Below are 19,532 nucleotides of genomic sequence, written 5' to 3' on the forward strand. Positions count from 1 at the left end.
TGCAACACTCATTGTTATTGTTGTGCTCAGTTGAGCCCCCGCAACTATCCATATAAGTATGCTTTGCAGTAATTCGCAAAACTACCCACGCCCCTCTACGTAGAACTACGCAGAAGCGTGCAGATCCCGTCAGCCGGGCGCTGCCGCTTTGTGTATGCTCTGCCGGCCTTCCACCTGCCGCACGGCTGCACAGCCGCGGCAACGCCGCCCGGAGTGCCCATGCAACTCAAGCACAAGATCGTCGCCCTGAGCCTGCTGCCCATGCTCCTGGCCGTGGCCGTGGTGTGCCTGCTGGTGCTGATCCAGAATCAGCGCCTGGGCAACCAGCAGGCCCAGCTGATCGAACACAGCATCCTGGGCAGCAAACAGGCCGAGCTCAAGCACTACGTGGAAATGGCCCTGAGCACCATCGCGCCGCTGTACGAGAGCGGCCGCGACGACGACGAGACCAAGCGCCAGGTGCTGGCGTTGCTCGAGCGCATCAACTTCGGCAGCGACGGCTATTTCTTCGTCTACGACCGCAGCGGCAGGAGCCTGATGCACCCGCGCCAGGCCACCCTGGTGGGCAAGGACCTGTGGAACATGACCGATCCCCACGGCCTGCTGGTGATCCAGGCACTGATCCGCAGCGCCACCGAAGGCGATGGTTTCCAGCGCTACGGCTGGCAGAAGCCCTCCACCGGCCAGGTCGCCGAAAAACTCGCCTACGTGACCATGCTCGAGCGCTGGGGCTGGATGCTCGGCACCGGCATCTACCTGGAGGACGTCGACAACGCCATCGCCCAGGTTCGTCACGACGTCGGCAGCGGCATCCGCACCACCATGCTGGCCATCGCCATCGTTGCGCTGATCGCCGTGCTGCTGGTGTTTGCCAGCGGCCTGACCCTCAACGTCAGCGAACACCGCCTGGCCGACCGCAAGCAGCAGCAACTGACCCAGCGCATCATCACCTCCCAGGAAGAGGAGCGCTCGCGGCTGTCCCGGGAGCTGCACGACGGCATCAGCCAGTTGCTGGTGTCGATCAAGTTCAAGTTCGAGCTGGCCGGCCATGAGCTGGAAGCCGGCAAGGCCAGCGCCGCGCAGACCCTGCGCCAGGGCATCGAGCGCCTCGCCGGGGCGATTGGCGAGGTGCGACGCATCTCCCATGACCTGCACCCCTCGCTGCTCGACACCCTGGGCCTGGCCTCGGCGATCGGCCAACTGGCCAGCGAGTTCGAGCAGCGCAGCGGCCTGCGCGTCGCCTACGACAACAGCCTGGGCGACACGCGCCTGAGCGACGACATGAACGTGGCGCTGTTTCGCATTCTCCAGGAGGCACTGACCAATATCGAGCGCCACGCCCGGGCCAGCGAGGTGACCATCCAGCTGACCGGCAACCCGCGCCGGGTGGACCTGCGCATCAGCGATGATGGCACCGGCTTCAGCCCGCGCCAGGCCGAGCAGAGCGGCGGCATCGGCCTGCGCAATATTCGCGAGCGGGTCGAGCATTTCGGCGGCGACTTCAGCATCGCCTCCACATCGGCCGGCACCGTTCTCACCGTCGCCCTGTTACTCTCCGCCGACGTGCCACCACCCCGGACCGAGCCCGCATGAAGACCATCCGCATCGCCCTCGTCGACGACCACATCCTGGTTCGCGAAGGCATCCGCACGCTGCTGTCGATGGTCGAGCATTTCGAGATCGCCGGCGAAGCGGGTAGTGGCAGCGAAGCCCTGGAGCTGGTAGCCCGCGAGCAGCCGGACATCCTGTTGATGGACATCGGCCTCAAGGACATCAACGGCCTGGAGCTGACCGGCATCATCAAGAAGCGCCACCCGGCCACCAAGGTGCTGATCCTGAGCATGTACGACAATCAGGAATACGTGAGCAGCTCGCTGCGCATGGGCGCCTCGGGCTACGTGCTCAAGGAGGCGCCGTCCCAGGACATCATCTCGGCAATCGACGTGCTGGCGGTCGGTGGGCGCTTCTACAGCGGCGACGTGGCCCACAAACTGGCCCAGGAAGAAACCGAGGAAGGCGAGCTCACCCCCCGTGAGCGCCAGGTGCTGCTGATGATGGCTCAGGGCCTGAACAACAAGGCCATGGCCCGCGAACTGGCGATCAGCGTGCGCACCGTGGAAACCTACCGGCTGAACATTCGCCGCAAACTCGATATCGAAAAGCCTGCCGACCTGGTCAAGCACGCCATGGAGTACGGCTGGTCGCCGCAAACCTGAGACCAGCTTCCGCGCATTCGGCGACGCCGCCCTGCGCCTTGGCTATAGTGGACGAGGGTCTGCTGCCGTTGCACACACGTTGAAACGGCAACAGACCCTAAACCAATAGAGGACAGCTTCCATGAGTGACAACCACGAACGTCGGCGCTTCCAGCGCATCGCCTTCGACGCGCCTGCCGAGATCGTGCAAGGCGAACAGAGCTGGCAAGTGGAACTGCACGACATCTCGTTCCGTGGCGTGCTGGTGCGCCGCCCCTGGAACTGGGAAGGCGAGACCGGCCAGGACTATCTGCTGCGCATCTCGCTCGACGACAACCTGCAGGTGACCATGCAGGTCGAACTGGTGCACCGCGAAGAGCGCGTGCTGGGCTTTCTCTGCCACCACATCGACCTGGACTCGATGAGCCACCTGCGCCGCCTGGTGGAACTCAACCTGGGCGACGAAGCGCTGCTCGAGCGCGAGCTGGCAGCTCTCTGCGAAGACGACAACTGAGCAAAAAAACGGCCGCCCCGGGTAATCGGATGCGGCCGTTAGCGTTTCCCGGGCGGGCCTGCCCGCTTGCTCAATGCACGGTGAACTCACAGCAGGCCGCATCGGCTTCGCGGCGCCGGGCACGACGGGCCTTCACCAATCGCGGCAGCACATCGAGAGGGGCCTGGCGCTTGCGCTCGATGCCCAGGCGATCCACCGGCGAAAAACTGGCTTTGGCGATGATGTCGTAGAACAACAGCATGATGGCGTCTCCTCTGTGGGTACGCCTTCATCCTGCGGCTGCTGCCCTGCCCTAGGATTGACCCAGGTCAATAGCCGCCAGGCGCACCCAGCGGCACAACGCCGCAGTCACTCGAACAGCGCGTCGAGGGCTTGCTCCAGGCGCGTCACCGCGACCACCTGCAAACCAGCCGGCGCCTCCTTCGGCGCGTTGCCCTTGGGCACGATGGCGCGTTTGAAGCCGTGCTTGGCGGCCTCCTTCAGGCGCTCCTGGCCGCTCGGCACCGGGCGGATCTCGCCGGACAAACCGACCTCGCCGAACACCAGCAGGTCGTGGGGCAGCGGCCGGTTGCGCAGGCTGGAAATCACCGCGGCCATCAAGGCCAGGTCGGAGGCCGTTTCCAGCACTTTCACGCCGCCGACCACGTTGAGAAACACGTCCTGGTCATAGGTGGGAATACCGCCATGGCGGTGCAGCACGGCCAGCAGCATGGCCAGACGATTCTGATCCAGGCCCAGGGTCACCCGCCGCGGGTTGGCCATATGGCTGGTGTCGACCAGCGCCTGCACCTCCACCAGCATCGGCCGGGTGCCTTCCCAGGTGGCCATGACGATGCTGCCCGGCACCTCTTCCTGGGCGCGGGTGAGGAAGATCGCCGACGGGTTGCTGACTTCCTTGAGGCCCTTGTCGGTCATACCGAACACGCCCAGCTCGTTGATCGCCCCGAAACGGTTCTTCACCGCGCGCAGCAGGCGCAGGCGGCCATCGGGGTCGCCTTCGAAATACAGCACGGTATCGACCATATGCTCGAGCACCCGTGGGCCGGCCAGGGCGCCTTCCTTGGTCACGTGGCCGACCAGGAAGATCGCCGTGCCGCTCTGCTTGGCGAAGCGCACCAGCAGGGCCGCGCTCTCGCGCACCTGGGCCACGCCGCCGGGCGCCGACTGCAGCTGCTCGGTGAAGATGGTCTGGATCGAGTCGATCACCATCACCTTGGGCTTTTCATGGCGGGCGGTGGCGATGATGCTTTCGATGCAGGTTTCGGTCATCACCTTGAGCTTGTCTTCCGGCAGGCCCAGGCGCCGGGCGCGCATTGCCACCTGCTGCTGGGATTCCTCACCGGTGACGTACAGCGCCGGAAAGCGTTGGGCAACGTTGCACAGGGTCTGCAGCAGGATGGTCGACTTGCCGATACCGGGATCGCCTCCGATCAGCACCACCGAGCCATCCACCAGGCCGCCACCGAGCACCCGGTCGAGTTCGGCCGAGGCGGTGGAGAAGCGTGCCACTTCCTCGACGCTGACTTCGGCCAGGGTCTTAAGCTGCGCCTGCTGTCCCGCCCAGCCGGTTCGCCCGCTGGGCGCTGCGGCGCCGCCGGCTTCGATCATGGTTTCGGTCAGGGTGTTCCAGGCGCCGCACTCGCCGCATTGCCCGGCCCACTTGGGAAAGGTCGCGCCGCACTCGGTGCAGCCGTACAAGCGTTTGGCCTTGGCCATGGGAGTCGTCCTGCCTGATCAATCGAGGCCGAAACGATACCGAACAACTGGATAAATTTACAGACCTGCGCACACGGGCTATCGGCGCTGGACCACCCGGGTCGATAATGCCCCGCTCCCCTGCCCCGAGGCCCGCGATGTCCATCGAGCTCATTCCCACCGGCGTCGAGCACTTGCCGCTGATCCGTAACCTCTACCAGTTCTATGCCTACGAGTCGTCGGGCTGGGAGCAGGAGGATGTCGAGGTCGATGGCCGCTTCTACGTGCACCAGCCGCACCTGCAGCGTTACTGGCAGGACGAGGGCTGGAGCGCGCAGCTGATTCTGGCCGACGGTTTCATCGCCGGATTTCTGCTGCTGGAGGCCTGCGAGGACGCGGCCGTGGCGGACATGGAGTTCGCCGACCTGTTTCTGCTCAGGAAATACCGCCGCCTGGGCATTGGCCGCGCCGTGCTGCAGCAGAGGGTCAGCGACGGGCGCCGCTGGCTGGTGTGCTGTTATGAGCAGGATGAGCTGGCACACGCCTTCTGCCGGCAGGTGCTGGGCGAACTGCCGCTCGAGGTACACGAACTGGACAGGGATGGGGACGAGCCAGGGCTGCAACGTTTCATGGTGCAGGCTTGAAGAGTCCCGGGTTACGCCTGCGGCTAACCCGGGCTACGAAACACTCGTAGCCAGCGGCTGAGCGCAGCGATACCCGGGTATCCGTCGCTAAAGCCCCAGAGCATCGCTGCCCTCAACCTCAGCTAAAGGCTCAGCCTTGCGTCAGTTCCTGCACGATCTTGTCCTTGAGTAGCACGCGCTCACGGCGCAGACGGCCCAGGGTTTCGTCATCGAAGGGTTGGTTACCGGACTCGAGTTCGACGATGCGTTTGTCCAGGTCCTGGTAGCGGCCTACCAGGCCATCGAAACCCGGATTGCTCTTGCGACGCTCGGTCAGGGCATCGCCGTATTCACGGAATTCTTCGCGCAGGTTGTGCTCGGCGGTCATGGGGGCGCTCCTCTGTGTGGGGGTGATGATGCATTGACCTTAGCCCATGGCCGCCAGCACGAACCGCCCGACGAACTGCATCAGCCGCCGCAGTTGTTGCCGCAGTTGCAACACCCGCCCATGGCTTTGTGCTGCTGACGCGCCAGGTCCTCGCGCAAGCCGGAACGACGCAGTTTCAGGGCCGCCAGGCTGGGCCCCTCGGGCCGTTCCAGGCCGCTCTCGATACGGGCGATGCGGCGGTCGACATCGTCGTGCTGCTCCACCAGCGCGGCGTAGGCGGGGTTGCTGTGCAGCCGCGAGACGGCGTCGGACTGGGCGGAATAATCGATATGCATGGCCGGGCTCCCGATAGATGAATGGTCGCACTGTAGTCGGCCAAACGGTCCTGGCCGTTGATCCTCGTCAACGGCGGCAGTGTCGGGCAAGCGCCTGTCGTCGGTGCTCGCAGCCGCAACGCAGAGCCCTGCAATGGATCTGCCAGGGTGATTGGCCGGTAATAAATTCGGACAATTGCCCAGCCTCAGGGTCACAGACCTAGCGCTGCCCAAACGGCGGCACATGGCACACAGGCAGCGGTGCTTTACACTTCAGCGCACCAATCAGATCCAGGGGGTTGCACATGAGCATCATCAACGAATTCAAGGCCTTCGCGGTCAAGGGCAATGTCGTCGACATGGCGGTCGGTATCATCATCGGCGCGGCCTTCGGCAAGATCGTCTCGTCCTTCGTCGGCGACGTGATCATGCCGCCCCTGGGGCTGTTGATCGGCGGGGTGGATTTCTCCGACCTGGCCATCACCCTCAAGGCCGCCGAAGGCGACCTGCCTGCCGTGGTGCTGGCCTACGGGCGCTTTATCCAGACGGTGATCGACTTCATCATCATCGCCTTCGCCATCTTCATGGGCGTCAAGGCGATCAACCGTCTCAAGCGTGAAGAAGCCGTGGCGCCATCGGTGCCGCCAGCGCCCAGCACCCAGGAAGTGCTGCTGACGGAAATCCGTGACCTGCTCAAGAACCAGCAGCACAAGGATTGACCGGGTAGCGGCTCAGAAAAGAAAACGGCGCCTTCAGGGCGCCGTTTTCCTATCAGGTTCAGGTCAGGCAACCGATTCGCCGCTGCCCGGCTTGAGCAGCACCCGGGTGATGCGGCGCTCCTTGACCTCGATCACCGTCAGTTCCCAGCCCAGGTACTCGACCTTGTCGCCGATCAGCGGCAGGCGGTCGAGCAGGCTCATGGCCAGGCCAGCCAGGGTCTGGTAGTCGTCGGTCGGCTTGGCCGCGAAGTTCATGCGCTCGCGCAGCACCGCCAGGTTGACCGCACCGTTGACCCGGTAACCGCCGTCCACTTCCTCGACATCGGGCCCCTCCACCTCGCTGGCGTCCGGCAGCTCGCCGGCGATGGCCTCGAGGATATCGGTCAGGGTCAGCAGGCCTTCGAAGCCGCCGAACTCGTTGACCACGAAGGCCACGTGGGTCGAGCCCTGGCGCATCTGCTCGAGTGAGCTGAGCACGCTGGAGCTGTCCGGCAGGTTGATCGGCGCCCGCACCAGGCTCTCGATGTCCGGCTGCTGGCCCTTGAGCAGCTCCTTGAACAGCTCCTTCTTGTGGATGTAGCCCAGGGGTTCGTCGCGCGAGTCGTTACGGATGACCACCAGACGCGAGTGGGGCGAATCGAGCAGCGCCTGCTGGATCTTCTCCGGGGCGTCGTCGAGGTTGATGCAATCGACTTCCATGCGATCGGTCATGACCTTCTGGATCGACATCTCGGCCATGTTCAGCACGCCGCTGATCATCACCCGCTCGCGGCGGTCGAACAGCGCGGTTTCGCCCTGCTCGCCCTCAAGCATGTCGGCGATGTCCTCACCCACTTCATCGGCCTGTACCTTGCCGCCGAGCATGCGCATCACCGCATGGGCGGTGCGATCACGCAGGCCGCGCTGGCCCTGCAGGCTGCGCTTGCGGCGCGAACGGGCGACCTGGTTGAACAGCTCGATGAGGATCGAGAAGCCGATGGCCGCGTACAGGTAACCTTTCGGAATGTGGAAGCCCAAGCCTTCGGCGGTCAGGCTGAAACCGATCATCATCAAAAAGCCCAGGCACAGCATGATCACCGTCGGGCGGGCGTTGACGAAGGCGGTCAGCGGCTTGCTGGCGACGATCATCAGGCCGATGGAAATGATCACCGCGATCATCATCACTTCCAGGTGCTCGACCATGCCGACGGCGGTGATCACCGCATCCAGGGAGAATACCGCGTCGAGCACGATGATCTGCGCCACTACCGGCCAGAACTTGGCGTAGGTGCGCGCGCCACCCGGCTGGTGCACCCGCCCTTCCAGGCGTTCATGCAACTCCATGGTGGCCTTGAACAGCAGGAACACACCACCGAACAGCATGATCAGGTCACGGCCGGAGAAGGTCTTGCCGAACACCTCGATCAGCGGGTCGGTGAGGGTCACCAGCCAGGCCATGCTGGCCAGCAGGCCCAGACGCATGATCAGCGCCAGGCTCAGGCCGATCACCCGCGCACGATCCCGCTGCTCGGGCGGCAGCTTGTCGGCGAGGATGGCGATAAACACCAGGTTGTCGATGCCCAGGACGATTTCCAAGACGATCAGGGTCAACAGGCCCAGCCAGGCCGTCGGATCAGCCATCCATTCCATTTAGTGTGCAGCTCTCTCTAGGGGAAAACGGAGACGGCCGAATGCACCACGCATGCGCAAGGCAGGCGCGTGAAGGCTCGGCTGTCGGGAAGAATGCGCAGCGCTCTGCTGCACGGGAGGCGTGCGCCGGGTGGCGCCGCCTTGGGGAAGTACCGCCCTCGTCCATAACGGCGAGGGCGATCGTCTACTGTCGCTGTCCATGAAGACCGGATAGTGGGAAACAGACCCCGCAATTTACTGGAGCGCGGGTCACACTGAAAGCGGCAAGTTTGTAACCGTGCTTTACCAGTAGTTTTCCACGGCTACCTGCCCGGGTCGCCGGGTCAGGCTGAGATTCATGTTGCGCGCCTTCAGGCACCCGCGAATGTCGTCGATCATCTGGGGATTGCCGCAGATCATCACCCGCGAATGTTCGGGGGTCAGTTGCAGACCGGCGGCGCGTTCCAGCTCGCCATTGTCGATCAGCTCGGTGATACGCGCATTCAGGCAGCCCGGCGCCTGCTCGCGGGTGACCACCGGCAGGTAGGTGAGCTTGTGGGTGAATTCGGCCAGGTGCTCCAGTGCGGAGAAGCCGTGAATCATGTCCTGATAGGCCAGCTCGGCCAGCGTGCGGGCGCTGTACACCAGCACGATGCGCTCGAAGCGCTCCCAGACCTCGAAATCCTGCAGCATGGACAGGAATGGCGCGATGCCGGTACCGCTGCCCAGCAGCCACAGGTCGCGACCATCGACGAAACGGTCCAGGGTCAGGTAACCGGTGGCCATCTTCTCCACCAGCAGGGTATCGCCGACGCGCAGACGGCTCAGTTCGCTGGTGAACTCGCCTCCGGGCACCACGATGGAAAAGAACTCCAGGTGCTCGTCGTGGGGCGCCGAGACCAGCGAATAGGCGCGCCAGACCACCGAGCCATCGGCCTTTTCCACGCCCAGGCGCACGAACTGCCCGGCACGAAAGCGAAACCCGGCGTCGCGGGTGGTGCGCAGGGTGAACAGGCTGGGCGTCAGGGTCTGTACGTCGAGAAGGGTCTGGCGGGTGAACTTGTCGTCGCTACTCATCGGCGGCTCCATCAGGGCTCATGCCCCTAGTGTCGCGCAAAGCCGCGGCTGGAAACACCGGTAAAGATCAGGGACAACGCTTGGCCGAGCTCGGCGGGGCGGCGATGTTGAGGTGATTGGTGGATAAGCTTCGCGTTATCCACCTACGGACTGAGCCAAGTGATAAATCGGCCTCACGCTTTTGTGGGAGCGGGCCATGCGCGCGAATCGCGGGCATGGACTAGGCGTCCCCGCCCGCTCCCACACGGGTAGAGCGCCGCTCGTAGGGCGGACCGGGACGCCGGCCGCTCGTAGCGAAGCAAACAGTCCGCCGAACCATGCGGACCCAGGCAAAACGGCAGCGGCGTACTGCTTCGCGAGTACGCCCTACCGCGTTTACAGCGCCTCGCGGCTGCTGACGCCGTCCACCAGGCGGGCGATACCCAGCGGGTTGGCGTTTTTCAGGGCATCGGGCAGCAGGACGTCCGGGCAGTTCTGGTAGCACACCGGGCGCAGGAAGCGGTCGATGGCCAGGGTGCCGACCGAGGTGCCGCGTGCATCGGAGGTCGCCGGATACGGGCCGCCATGCACCATGGCGTCGCACACCTCGACACCGGTCGGGTAGCCGTTGAACAGCACCCGACCGACCTTCTGCTCGAGCAGCGCGAACAGCGCTTCGCTGCCAGGCAGGTCGCCCGGCTCGGTGATCAGCGTGGCGGTCAGCTGGCCATGCAGGCCCTCGATGGCTTTGAGCAACTCGGCCTGGTCGGCCACCTCGACGACGACCGTGGTCGGCCCGAAGACTTCTTCCTGCAGGCGCTCGTCACCATCGAGCAGCAGGCTGACATCGGCCTTGAACAGCTGCGCACGCGCCTGATTGCCTTCCTGGGTGGCGCCGCTCAGGTGGGTGATGCCGGGGTGTGCGGCGAGCGCAGCGATACCTTTGCCATAGCTCTCCAGGCCGCCGGCATTGAGCAGGGTCTGCGGCGGCTGCTCGGCCATCTTGGCGGTCAGGCTGTGCAGAAACGCACTGAACGCCGGCGAGCGGATACCGAGCACCAGGCCCGGATTGGTGCAGAACTGGCCGGCGCCCATTACCACCGAGGCGGCCAGCTCAAAGGCGATTTTCTCGCCACGGGCCTTGAGGGCTTCGGGCAGCAGGATGACCGGGTTGATGCTGCTCATCTCGGCGAACACCGGGATCGGCTGCGCGCGCGCCGCGGCCATGTCGCACAGGGCACGACCGCCGCGCAGCGAGCCGGTGAAGCCGACGGCCTGGATGGCCGGGTGCTTGACCAACGCGGCGCCGACGATACCACCGTAGATCATGTTGAACACGCCCTTGGGCATGCCGGTCTTCTCGGCCGCGCGCAGCAGCGCCGCGCCCACCAGGGCGGTGGTGGTCATATGGCCAGGATGGGCCTTGAACACCACCGGGCAGCCGGCCGCCAGGGCGGAGGCGGTATCGCCGCCAGCGGTCGAGAACGCCAATGGGAAGTTACTGGCACCGAACACCGCGACCGGGCCGAGGCCGATGCGGTACTGGCGCAGGTCGGGGCGCGGTAGCGGCTGACGATCCGGCAGGGCGCGGTCGATGCGCGCACCGTAGAAGTCACCGCGGCGCAGCACCTGGGCGAACAGGCGCATCTGGCCGCTGGTGCGCGCGCGCTCACCCTGGATGCGGCCAGCGGGCAGCGCGGTTTCACGGCAGACGATGGCGATGAAGTCCTCGCCCAGGGCATCCAGCTCGTCGGCGATGGCCTCGAGAAACGCGGCGCGGCGGGTCGCCGGCAGGCTGCGATAAGCCGGATAGGCAGCGGCGGCGGCCTTGGCGGCGGCATCGACTTCTTGCTCGGTGGCCTCGACGAATTCGTACGGCAGCGTTTCGCCAGTGGCGGCATCGACGCTCTGCAGCTTCACACTGCCGCGGGCGCTGTAGGCGCCACCGATGATGTTGTGGCCGTTAACGGACATGAATGTTTCCTCCTGGTCAGCACCAAGCCGGGGCCGAACCTGGCCCTGGCATGGATAACGATGGATGCTTCAAAGGGCGGTGACGCTGCCCGGTTGCAGCGGCTCATCGGCCGCCACCAGGCCGTTGCGCAGGGGCGCACCGAACTCGCTCATTTCGATCTCGAAGGTATCGCCGGGCTGCGCCCGGATACCGTCGGCATAGGACAGCGTAGCCGTGCCGAAGTAATGCACGTGCACATCGCCCGGGCGCAGGAACTGCTGGTACTTGAAGTGGTGGAATTCCAGGTTCTCCAGGCTGTGGCACATGTTCTCCTCGCCGCTGAGGAATTCCTTCTCCCAGATCACCTCGCCGCCGCGATGAATACGGCTGGTGCCGGCCAGGTATGCAGGCAGCGCACCAACGCGCAGCTCCGGCCCGTAGGCGCAGAAACGCAGTTTAGAATGGGCCAGGTACAGGTAATTGCGGCGTTCCAGCACGTGGTCGGAGAATTCGTTGCCCAGGGCGTAACCGAGGCGATAGGGTTTGCCGTCGTCACCGATCACGTAGAGGCCGACCAGTTCCGGCTCTTCACCGCCATCTTCGGCGAATGCCGGCAATGGCAGCTCGGCGCCAGGGCGCACGACGATGCTGCCATCGCCCTTGTAGAACCACTCCGGCTGCGCGCCAACCTGGCCGGCGCCCGGTTTGCCACCCTCCAGGCCCCAGCGGAAGATGCGCATGGTGTCGGTCAGGGTGGCGTCGTCCTGGCCCTTGTGCTGGTGCATCTTGTCACGGGTCGAGGCGCTGCCCAGGTGGGTGAGGCCGGTGCCGCTGATCAGGCAGTGGGCCGGGTCTTGATGATCCAGCGGCGGCAGAATGCGCCCCCCCTGCTGCAGTTCGGCATAGGCCGGGCCGGCGTCGCTGCCACGGCTCTCGACCTCGGCCTGCAGGCTGCGCCCGGCGCGGATCGCCGCCAGGGCCAACTCGCGGGTGCTGGCCACGCCGCGCACGCTACGCACGGCATCGCCGTCGACAACGCCAACCTGAGGCTGGCCGCGGGTGGATTCGAACTGGATCAGTCGCATGGCTTGTCTCTCTTGTCAGTCTTGCCCGAACGGGTACAGGGCAGACTTTACGAACTGCGCGCCAGCCTGCCTAATGACAGGCTCTGATCAAGCAATAACCGTTGGTTATCACCATGCTCGCATCTCTCCCTGCTCTGGTATCCCGACTGCGCCTGAAACAGCTGCGCCTGCTGATCGCCCTCGACGAGCAGGGGTCGCTGCACAAGGCCGCCGACGCCGTAGCGATCAGCCAGCCGGGGGCGACCAAGGCGCTCAACGAAATCGAATCGGCGTTCGGCACGCGGCTGTTCACCCGCACCAGTCAGGGGCTGGAGGCCAATGATCTGGGGCGTTGCGCGATCCGCTACGCGCGGCTGATCCACAGCGACCTGGCGCACCTGCGCGAGGAGATGCTCGGCATCCTGCAGGGCCAGGGCGGGCGCCTGGTGGTCGGGGTGATCATGGGTGCGGTGCCGCACCTGACCCGCGCCCTGTCGCGGTTGCGGGCGCGGCAGTCGGAGCTGTCGGTGGAAATCGTCGAGGACACCAGCGCGCGGCTGCTCAGCCTGATCGACCAGGGCCGCCTGGATCTGGCGATCTGCCGCACCAGCGTAAGCCGCCGGCCGGACGACTACGACTGCCTGAGCCTGCATGACGAGCAGCTGAAAGTGGTGGCCAATCCGGCCCATCCGCTGGCCACCACCCCAGGCCTGAGCCTGGCGCAACTGGCGGCCTACAGCTGGGTGGTGTTCCCGGCGAACATGCCGATGCGCCTGGTGCTGGAGCGGGCATTCAGCGACGCCGAGCTGGAGTTCCCACGCTATCCGCTGGAAACCGCCTCGACCTTTGCCACCCTCATGCTGCTGGAGGATGACCCGAACCTGGTGGCATTGATGCCGCGGGAAACCGCCCAGTCGGCGGCGCGCTCGGGCCAGCTGGCCTGCCTGGATGTGGCCCAGGTGCTGCGCAGCGAGCCTTACGGGGTGATCAGCCGCCGTGGCTCGCCGCTGTCATCGCCGGCGCGTTTGCTGCTGGAGGAGCTGCGGGCTTCGTAGGATGGTCGGGCCGAACAGTTGAACCCATTTGGGGGGCGATGGGGCTCCTCCATCCTAGCAACCTATTCGTGATCTTTCAGCCCAGGTTCGTCGATTTTGGCAGCTAAGTGGCGGAAGCAGCCGCAAGCTGCAAGCCCCAAGCTACAAGTTAAAAGCAGTCCGCAGTGCTCTAGCTTGTTCTTGCAGCTTGAGGATTGCGGCTTGAAGCTCAATGTCCGCTTTCATTTTGTAGCTGCCGCTTCATGCACATAAAGATCGTGAAAAGGCCCTAAGGGTCCTTTCCCCCAAGGGCTTCGGCGGCAGCCCGACTCAATCAGCGGCGATTGACCGTTTGCGCCGCGCGCAGTACGTCGGTGCCGATTTCGGCTTCGAAACGCTGCCATACCGGGCGCATCGCCTCGCGCCAGGCTTCGCGCTGCTCGGGCGTCAGGGTGATGATCTGCGCGCGGCCGGCGGCGACCAGTTGCTCGCGGCTCTTGCGGTTGAGCTCCTCGGCGTCCTGGTTCACCTTGAAGCTGACTTCTTCGATGATCGCTTCCAGTTGGGTGCGCACCTGGTAGGGAATGCTGATCCAGAATTTGGAATTGCTGATCAGCATGTAGTTGAGTGAGCCGTGGTTGGTTTCGGTGATGAACGGCTGCACGCTGTCGAGCTTCTGGCTGGCCAGGTTCGACCAGGGGTTTTCCGCGCCCTGCACGGTGCCCTTCTGCAGCGCCGCCAGGGTTTCGCTGAAGGCCATCTTGCTGGCGGTGGCGCCCAGTTCGGCGAACTGCGCCTCCAGTACCGGCGACGGCTGGATACGGAAATTCAGGCCCTTGGCATCGGCCGGCGTCTTCAGCGCGCGGGTGGCGGAAAGCTGCTTCATGCCGTTGTTCCAGTAGGCCAGGCCGTAGATGTCGTGGCCCGCCATTGAGCGCAGCAGCTCGCGGCTCTTCTCGCGCTTCTGAAAACGCTTCACCGCCTCCAGGTCGTCGAACAGGAACGGCAGGTCGAACACCTGCAGTTGCTTGGTGTAGGCATCGAACTTGGACAGCGACGGCGCCAGCAGCTGCACCTTGCCGTCACGCAGCGCCTGCAGCTCGTCCGCATCACCGAACAGCGTGGAGTTCGGGTACACCTCGACCTTTACCTTGTCGCCCAGGCGCTGCTCCACCAGTTCCTTGAACAGCTGTGCGCCACGGCCCTTCGGGGTGTCTTCGGCGACCACGTGGGAGAACTTGATGACGATGGGCTCGGCGGCGAACGCTGGCGTGCAGATCAGCAGCAGGGCGGACAGGGCAGTGGTGACAACGGACTTGAACATGCAACACCTCGGCAATAGCAGACAGCGGCGCATGCGCGAGGCAGCACCTGAGGGAAATGGGTTTCGAATGACCTGCGATGAGGTCGCTGTCGGCTAGGCCCGGCGCGGAGCGCGGGTGTCCGACTATTATTGGAGGGCTGCGCAGAGGGCGCGCTGAAAAGGCGCCCGGTCTGGCAGGGGCGCGATTCTTGTCCATCCTCCGCCGCAGAACAAGCGCAATAACGCCAACTGCTGCACAGCTTGAAGATTCAATGCCCGTGCCGTGGCAGAATGCGCCCCGCCACGCCCACCACGAGATCAGCATGTCGTCGTCCTTCGTCACCCCGTTCGCCACCCTCGACCTGCAGCGCCAGCCCGAGCAACCCGGCATGCCGCTGCAGGCCTTCGACGCCGCCGATGCCTACCTGCTGGAGCAGGTGCAAACGCTGCCGAGTACCGGGCACGTGCTGCTGCTCAACGACAGCTTCGGCGCCCTGGCCTGTGCCCTGGCCGGTCGTGCCCGGGTGACCAGCAGCAACGACTCGCACCTCGGCCACCTGGCGCTGCGCCTCAACCTGGCGCGTAACGGTTTGGCCGAGGACGCGGTGACCTTCGTGCCAGCCAGCGAGCCGGTAAGCGGCCCGTTCGATATGGTGCTGATCCGTGTGCCAAAAACCCTGGCGCTGCTGGAAGAACAACTGATCCGTCTGCACGCTCAGCTGGCGCCAGACGCCCAGGTGATCGCCGGGGCGATGATCAAGCACCTGCCGCGCGCCGCTGGCGACCTGCTGGAGAAGTACATCGGCCCGGTGCAGGCCTCGCTGGCGGTGAAGAAGGCCCGCCTGCTGCATGCCACACCTGAGGCCAAGCCGGCGGCCAAGTCGCCCTACCCGACCCGCTACCGCCTCGACAAACCGGCGCTGGAACTCAGCAACCACGCCAACCTGTTCTGCCGCGAAGGCCTGGATATCGGCACCCGCGCCTTCCTGCCGCACCTGCCACGCCATCTGGACAATCGCCGGGTGGCCGACCTGGGCTGCGGCAACGGCGTGCTGGGCATCGTCTATGCCCTCGGCAGCCCCCAGGCGGAACTGACCCTGGTGGACGAGTCCTATATGGCGGTGCAATCCGCCGCCGAGAACTGGCAGGCGGCGCTGGGCGAACGCCCGGTGACCATCCGCGCCGGTGACGGCCTGGCCGAGCAGCCCGAAGACTCGCTGGATCTGGTGCTGTGCAACCCGCCCTTCCACCAGCAGCAGGTGGTCGGCGACTTCCTCGCCTGGCGCATGTTCCAGCAGGCACGCAGCGCGCTGGTCACCGGTGGCGAGCTGTGGATCGTCGGCAACCGCCACCTGGGCTACCACGCCAAGCTGGCGCGGTTGTTCCGTGGCGTCGAGCAGGTGGCGGCCACGCCGAAGTTCGTGGTGCTCAAGGCGACGAAGTAGGCATCAGTATCGCGGCGCCTGCTGCCCCGGGTATCGCTGTGCTAGCAAAGTCACTCGCAGCCTGCGGTTGAGCGCGGCGATACCCAGGGATCTTTCTCTCAGTCGATCAGGCCATTGCCGTCATAGAACGGATAGGGCCCCGGGTATTCACCAAATACGCCGGTGTGGGTAACCAGGCCATGCTCGGCGTGCCAGTGGTGCAGCAGGTAGCCAGGTGGCTCCAGGTTGAAGTGGGCCGGCGCGCTGGGCTGCAGGTCCAGCACGATCTGGTGGGAAACTCCGGGGCACACGCAACTCAGGCTGCCGGCAAAACGCCGCTGGATCGGGCGATGCAGGTGCCCGCAGAGCAGCCGCTCCACCTGCGGATGACCGCCGATCAACCACTCCAGCGCCGCCGCGTTGCCAAACGGCTCGCGGTCCATATGGCCGATACCGCTGATGAATGGCGGGTGGTGCAGGATCAGCACCGTCGGCACCTGCGGGCGCAGCGCCAGCTGGGCGTCCAGCCAGCGCAGCTGGCTGTCCTGCAGTTGCCCGCCATGGCTGCCGGGAATCGTCGTGTCCAGGCCGATCAGGCGCACGGGATGGCTATCGACGACCCAGTCCAGCGGCGCCTCAGGCGACTGCGGCAGGTAGGCGTGATCGGCAAAGGCGGCCAGCAGGTGGGCGCGATCATCATGATTGCCCGGCACCAGGTAACAGGGCATGGCCAGGCGTTGCAGCTCCGGGCGCAGCACGGCGTATTCGTCGGGGTGGCCGAAGTCCACCAGGTCACCGCTGATGACCACGATGTCCGGGCGTGGCTGGCTGGCGTTGAGCTGGTCGACCGCGCGGCGCAGCGCCGCCAGGGTATCGACCACCCCGTAACTCGGCTTGCCGCCGGCCTTGAGGTGCAGGTCGCTGATCTGCGCAATGAGGAAGGTCGGAATGCTGGGGATGACATCAGGCATTGAGGCTGAACACTCGTTGGGGCTCGACGGCCAGGTTGATCAAATCGCCGGGGGCATGCAGACGGTCGTCGCTGCTGTCCACCGCCAGCGGCTGCGCGCCGCCCACGTCCACCAGCAGGCGGCTCTGCGCGCCCTGGAAGAATTGCCCGAGCAGCCGCCCGCGCACATGGCCGGGGGCACTGGTCACCTGCAGGTGCTCGGGCCGGCAATACAGAGTGGTTGGCAGCTCGCTGGCGCTCCACGGCAACTCGCCGCCGTTGACCTGCACGCCGTTGGCCGTGCGGCCGAGTACCGCGAAGGCATTCAGGGTGCCGATGAAATTCGCCACGAAGGCATTGGCCGGCTGCTGATAGAGCGCCCGCGGCGTGGCCAGCTGCGCGATGCGCCCGCGCTCCATGACCAGAATGCGGTCGCCCAGGGCCATGGCTTCGCCCTGGTCGTGGGTGACGAACACCGCGGTGATGGCCAGCTCGCGCAGCAACTGGCCCAGCTCGCTGCGCAGGCGCTCGCGCAACTGGGCATCGAGGGCCGCCAGCGGTTCATCGAGCAGCAGTACCCGCGGGCGTGGCGCCACCGCGCGGGCCAGGGCAACGCGCTGGCGCTGGCCACCGGACAGCTCGTGGATCGCACGATGGCCATAGCCCTGCAGGCCGACCAGTTCGAGCAGTTCGGCGCAGCGCTGTTCCCGGTCGGCGCGGGGCACCTTGCGCACCTTCAGGCCATAACCGATGTTGTCGGCCACGTTGAGATTGGGAAACAGCGCGTAGTTCTGGAACACCATACCCACGTCGCGGCGCTCGATGGGCAACGGCGTGACATCACGCCCGGCGAACAGCACCTGCCCGGCATCCGGACGCTCGAGCCCGGCGATCAGGCGCAGCGTGGTGGTCTTGCCGCAGCCGGACGGGCCGAGGATGGCCAGGGTCTCGCCGGCGTGGATCTCCAGGCTCAGGTCGTCCACGGCGACGGTGCCGTCGGCGAACGCCTTGCGGCAGTTGTGCAGGCGAATGGAGGTAGCGGTCATCGTTGGTCTCCACGGGACAGGCGGGCGCTGATAGCCTGCAGGGCGATCAGCAGCGGCACGATCATCAGCAGGAACAGCAGGGTGTAGGCGCTGGCGACTTCCAGCCGCGCCGAGGCGTAGCTGTCGGCCAGCCCCACCGGCAGGGTCTTGGTCATCGGCGTGTGGAGCATCCAGGTCAGGTTGAATTCGCCCAGTGACAGGGTGACGACCATCAGCACCCCGGCGAGGATGCCCGCACGGCAGTTGGGCACCACCACGGTAAAGAAGCGCCGCAACGGGCCGGCGCCGAGACTGGCGGCGGCATCTTCCAGGGTCGGCAGGTTCTGGCGCTGCATCACCGCCATTACCGGGCGCACCAGAAACGGCAGGGTGAACAGCACGTGGCCGACCAGAATGAACAGCCAGCTGCCACGAAAGCCGCCGAGATGACCGTAGGTGAGCAGCAACGCCAGCGCACTGGCCAGGCCGGGCATCGCCACCGGCAGCACCATCAGTTCCTCGAAGGCGCGGCTGAAGCGGTTGTTCATGCGCACCAGGGCGTAAGCCGCCGGCACGCCGATCACGCACACGCAAAGGGCGCAGGCCAGCGCCAGTTGCAGCGACAGCCACACCGTCGGTGAATAGGCCTGCCAGACCTGCGCGAGCCAGTCGAGGGTCAGGCCGCTGGACAGCCCCTGGAAGTAATTGCGGGTCAGCCCGGCGAGCAGCGACAGCAGCACCGGCACCAGCATGAAGGCGCAGACCAGGCAGGTGAAGATCAACTGCGCGGCAAACAGCGTCGAGCGTTTCATAGCAGCCCTCCGGCGTTGCGCACCCACTTCCTGACCACCAGCAGCACCGCCCAGGTCAGCGCACCGAGGAGCACCGACAGCGCGGCGGCCACGCTGAAGTTGGCGTAGTTGGTGAACACGTTGTAGATCGCCACGGGCGTGACGTTGAGCTGGGTGCCCAGGGTGAAGGCGGTACCGAACGCGCCCATCGAGGTTGCGAAGCAGATCGCGCCGCAGGACACCAGCGCCGGCATCAGCCCTGGCACGATCACGTCCCAGGTGACCCGCCAGTGGCCCGCGCCCAGCGAGCGGGCGGCTTCCTCCAGGCTGGCGTCGAGGCTTTCACTGGCGGCCATCACGGTGAGGATCACCCGCGGTATGGAGAAGTACAGGTAGCCGAGAAACAGCCCGGCCAGGGAATAGGCGAACACCCAGCGCTCGCCCACCAGCCCCAGGCCCAGCGCCGCGAACACGCCCTGGCGGCCGGCCAGCAGAATCACCAGAAAACCCACTACCACGCCGGGAAATGCCAGGGGAAAGGTCAGCAGGGCGACCAGCGCCGAACGGCCGAAGAAGCGCTGGCGGGCGAGAAACACCCCGCTGATGCTGCCCACCAGCAGTGCCGCCAGGGTCACCGTGGCGGCCAGCACGCTGGTCTGCGCCAGGCTGCTCAGATATTGGCCGCTGCTCAGCACCTGCCAGTAGCCACTGCCCGCCCCGCCGCGACTTTCGCCGCCAAGCAGCACCAGATGGGCCAGCGGCAGTATCCAGAAGGCCAGCAACACGGCAGCAGCCGGCACCAGCGCCACGGCAGCCCCCGGCCGCCAGCGCCACAGCGGCCTGCTATCGGCCTTTACGGCAGCGCGGTTGCTCAGG

The 19,532-nt window shown here is 65.7% G+C and carries 20 protein-coding genes; 7 read left to right on the forward strand and 13 right to left on the reverse strand.

Translation table 11 applies throughout. From position 1 onward, the window contains the following. Positions 1 to 219: 219 nt before the first annotated feature. The 3 genes from SA190iCDA_RS22930 to SA190iCDA_RS22940 all read left to right on the forward strand — a co-directional run bounded on the left by SA190iCDA_RS22930 (position 220) and on the right by SA190iCDA_RS22940 (position 2,709). A complete protein-coding gene (locus tag SA190iCDA_RS22930) occupies positions 220 to 1,593 on the forward strand; it encodes a cache domain-containing protein (RefSeq protein WP_070886110.1) in 1,374 nt (457 codons plus the stop codon). Further along, positions 1,590 to 2,216, forward strand: coding sequence for a response regulator (locus SA190iCDA_RS22935; protein WP_070886109.1), 627 nt, complete (start codon positions 1,590 to 1,592; stop codon positions 2,214 to 2,216). Before SA190iCDA_RS22930 ends, SA190iCDA_RS22935 begins: the two co-directional genes overlap by 4 nt. Before the next feature lie 121 nt (positions 2,217 to 2,337). Beyond that, on the forward strand, positions 2,338 to 2,709 hold the full coding sequence (locus tag SA190iCDA_RS22940; RefSeq protein ID WP_070886108.1) for a PilZ domain-containing protein: 372 nt from the start codon (positions 2,338 to 2,340) through the stop codon (positions 2,707 to 2,709). 70 nt (positions 2,710 to 2,779) lie between these two features. Here the strand turns inward: SA190iCDA_RS22940 and SA190iCDA_RS22945 are convergent, their stop codons facing one another. After that, positions 2,780 to 2,950, reverse strand: a complete 171-nt coding sequence (locus SA190iCDA_RS22945) for a hypothetical protein (RefSeq protein WP_170833948.1) — start codon at positions 2,948 to 2,950, stop codon at positions 2,780 to 2,782. Positions 2,951 to 3,057: 107 nt separating this feature from the next. Then, positions 3,058 to 4,425 carry a DNA repair protein RadA gene (radA, locus tag SA190iCDA_RS22950; protein ID WP_070886107.1) on the reverse strand — a complete coding sequence of 456 codons (1,368 nt, stop codon included), beginning with the start codon at positions 4,423 to 4,425 and terminating at the stop codon, positions 3,058 to 3,060. 137 nt (positions 4,426 to 4,562) lie between these two features. Here radA and SA190iCDA_RS22955 point away from each other — a divergent pair, with 137 nt between their 5' ends. Further along, the gene (locus SA190iCDA_RS22955; RefSeq protein WP_070886106.1) at positions 4,563 to 5,048 is read left to right on the forward strand and encodes a GNAT family N-acetyltransferase; all 486 of its coding nucleotides are present in this window, start codon (positions 4,563 to 4,565) and stop codon (positions 5,046 to 5,048) included. Positions 5,049 to 5,178: 130 nt separating this feature from the next. On the opposite strand, the gene SA190iCDA_RS22960 is transcribed toward SA190iCDA_RS22955, so the two are convergent. After that, a complete protein-coding gene (locus SA190iCDA_RS22960) occupies positions 5,179 to 5,415 on the reverse strand; it encodes a YdcH family protein (protein WP_070886105.1) in 237 nt (78 codons plus the stop codon). Between the two features lie 80 nt (positions 5,416 to 5,495). Continuing rightward, complete coding sequence (locus SA190iCDA_RS22965) at positions 5,496 to 5,750, reverse strand: DUF465 domain-containing protein (RefSeq protein WP_070886104.1); 255 nt, start codon at positions 5,748 to 5,750, stop codon at positions 5,496 to 5,498. 284 nt (positions 5,751 to 6,034) lie between these two features. Here SA190iCDA_RS22965 and mscL point away from each other — a divergent pair, with 284 nt between their 5' ends. Beyond that, the gene (gene mscL / locus SA190iCDA_RS22970) at positions 6,035 to 6,448 is read left to right on the forward strand and encodes a large-conductance mechanosensitive channel protein MscL (protein WP_070886103.1); all 414 of its coding nucleotides are present in this window, start codon (positions 6,035 to 6,037) and stop codon (positions 6,446 to 6,448) included. A gap of 63 nt (positions 6,449 to 6,511) precedes the next feature. On the opposite strand, the gene SA190iCDA_RS22975 is transcribed toward mscL, so the two are convergent. The 4 genes from SA190iCDA_RS22975 to araD1 all read right to left on the reverse strand — a co-directional run bounded on the left by SA190iCDA_RS22975 (position 6,512) and on the right by araD1 (position 12,151). Continuing rightward, entirely contained in the window at positions 6,512 to 8,077 is a 1,566-nt protein-coding gene (locus SA190iCDA_RS22975) for a TerC family protein (RefSeq protein ID WP_070886102.1), read from the reverse strand. A 282-nt stretch (positions 8,078 to 8,359) separates the two neighbouring features. Beyond that, positions 8,360 to 9,133, reverse strand: coding sequence for a ferredoxin--NADP reductase (locus SA190iCDA_RS22980; protein WP_070886206.1), 774 nt, complete (start codon positions 9,131 to 9,133; stop codon positions 8,360 to 8,362). A gap of 375 nt (positions 9,134 to 9,508) precedes the next feature. Further along, a complete protein-coding gene (locus SA190iCDA_RS22985) occupies positions 9,509 to 11,086 on the reverse strand; it encodes an aldehyde dehydrogenase (NADP(+)) (RefSeq protein ID WP_070886101.1) in 1,578 nt (525 codons plus the stop codon). A 69-nt stretch (positions 11,087 to 11,155) separates the two neighbouring features. Further along, positions 11,156 to 12,151: an AraD1 family protein gene (araD1, locus tag SA190iCDA_RS22990; RefSeq protein ID WP_070886100.1), complete on the reverse strand. Its 996-nt coding sequence runs from the start codon at positions 12,149 to 12,151 to the stop codon at positions 11,156 to 11,158. Positions 12,152 to 12,264: 113 nt separating this feature from the next. Here araD1 and SA190iCDA_RS22995 point away from each other — a divergent pair, with 113 nt between their 5' ends. Then, entirely contained in the window at positions 12,265 to 13,185 is a 921-nt protein-coding gene (locus SA190iCDA_RS22995) for a LysR family transcriptional regulator (RefSeq protein ID WP_070886205.1), read from the forward strand. Between the two features lie 313 nt (positions 13,186 to 13,498). On the opposite strand, the gene SA190iCDA_RS23000 is transcribed toward SA190iCDA_RS22995, so the two are convergent. Further along, positions 13,499 to 14,488, reverse strand: a complete 990-nt coding sequence (locus SA190iCDA_RS23000) for a TRAP transporter substrate-binding protein (RefSeq protein ID WP_070886099.1) — start codon at positions 14,486 to 14,488, stop codon at positions 13,499 to 13,501. Between the two features lie 302 nt (positions 14,489 to 14,790). Between SA190iCDA_RS23000 and SA190iCDA_RS23005 the strand changes: the two genes are divergently transcribed. Next, complete coding sequence (locus SA190iCDA_RS23005; RefSeq protein ID WP_070886204.1) at positions 14,791 to 15,912, forward strand: methyltransferase; 1,122 nt, start codon at positions 14,791 to 14,793, stop codon at positions 15,910 to 15,912. A gap of 98 nt (positions 15,913 to 16,010) precedes the next feature. Here the strand turns inward: SA190iCDA_RS23005 and SA190iCDA_RS23010 are convergent, their stop codons facing one another. The 4 genes from SA190iCDA_RS23010 to SA190iCDA_RS23025 are packed head-to-tail and all read right to left on the reverse strand — an operon-like array spanning position 16,011 to position 19,531. Next, positions 16,011 to 16,862: a phosphodiesterase gene (locus tag SA190iCDA_RS23010; RefSeq protein WP_070886098.1), complete on the reverse strand. Its 852-nt coding sequence runs from the start codon at positions 16,860 to 16,862 to the stop codon at positions 16,011 to 16,013. Beyond that, on the reverse strand, positions 16,855 to 17,886 hold the full coding sequence (locus SA190iCDA_RS23015) for an ABC transporter ATP-binding protein (RefSeq protein WP_070886097.1): 1,032 nt from the start codon (positions 17,884 to 17,886) through the stop codon (positions 16,855 to 16,857). Before SA190iCDA_RS23015 ends, SA190iCDA_RS23010 begins: the two co-directional genes overlap by 8 nt. Further along, positions 17,883 to 18,677, reverse strand: a complete 795-nt coding sequence (locus tag SA190iCDA_RS23020; protein WP_070886096.1) for an ABC transporter permease — start codon at positions 18,675 to 18,677, stop codon at positions 17,883 to 17,885. Before SA190iCDA_RS23020 ends, SA190iCDA_RS23015 begins: the two co-directional genes overlap by 4 nt. Beyond that, positions 18,674 to 19,531, reverse strand: coding sequence for an ABC transporter permease (locus SA190iCDA_RS23025; protein ID WP_419203967.1), 858 nt, complete (start codon positions 19,529 to 19,531; stop codon positions 18,674 to 18,676). Before SA190iCDA_RS23025 ends, SA190iCDA_RS23020 begins: the two co-directional genes overlap by 4 nt. Between the last annotated feature and the right edge of the window lies 1 nt (position 19,532).

This window comes from Pseudomonas argentinensis (assembly GCF_001839655.2).
Classification (GTDB): domain Bacteria; phylum Pseudomonadota; class Gammaproteobacteria; order Pseudomonadales; family Pseudomonadaceae; genus Aquipseudomonas; species Aquipseudomonas argentinensis_B.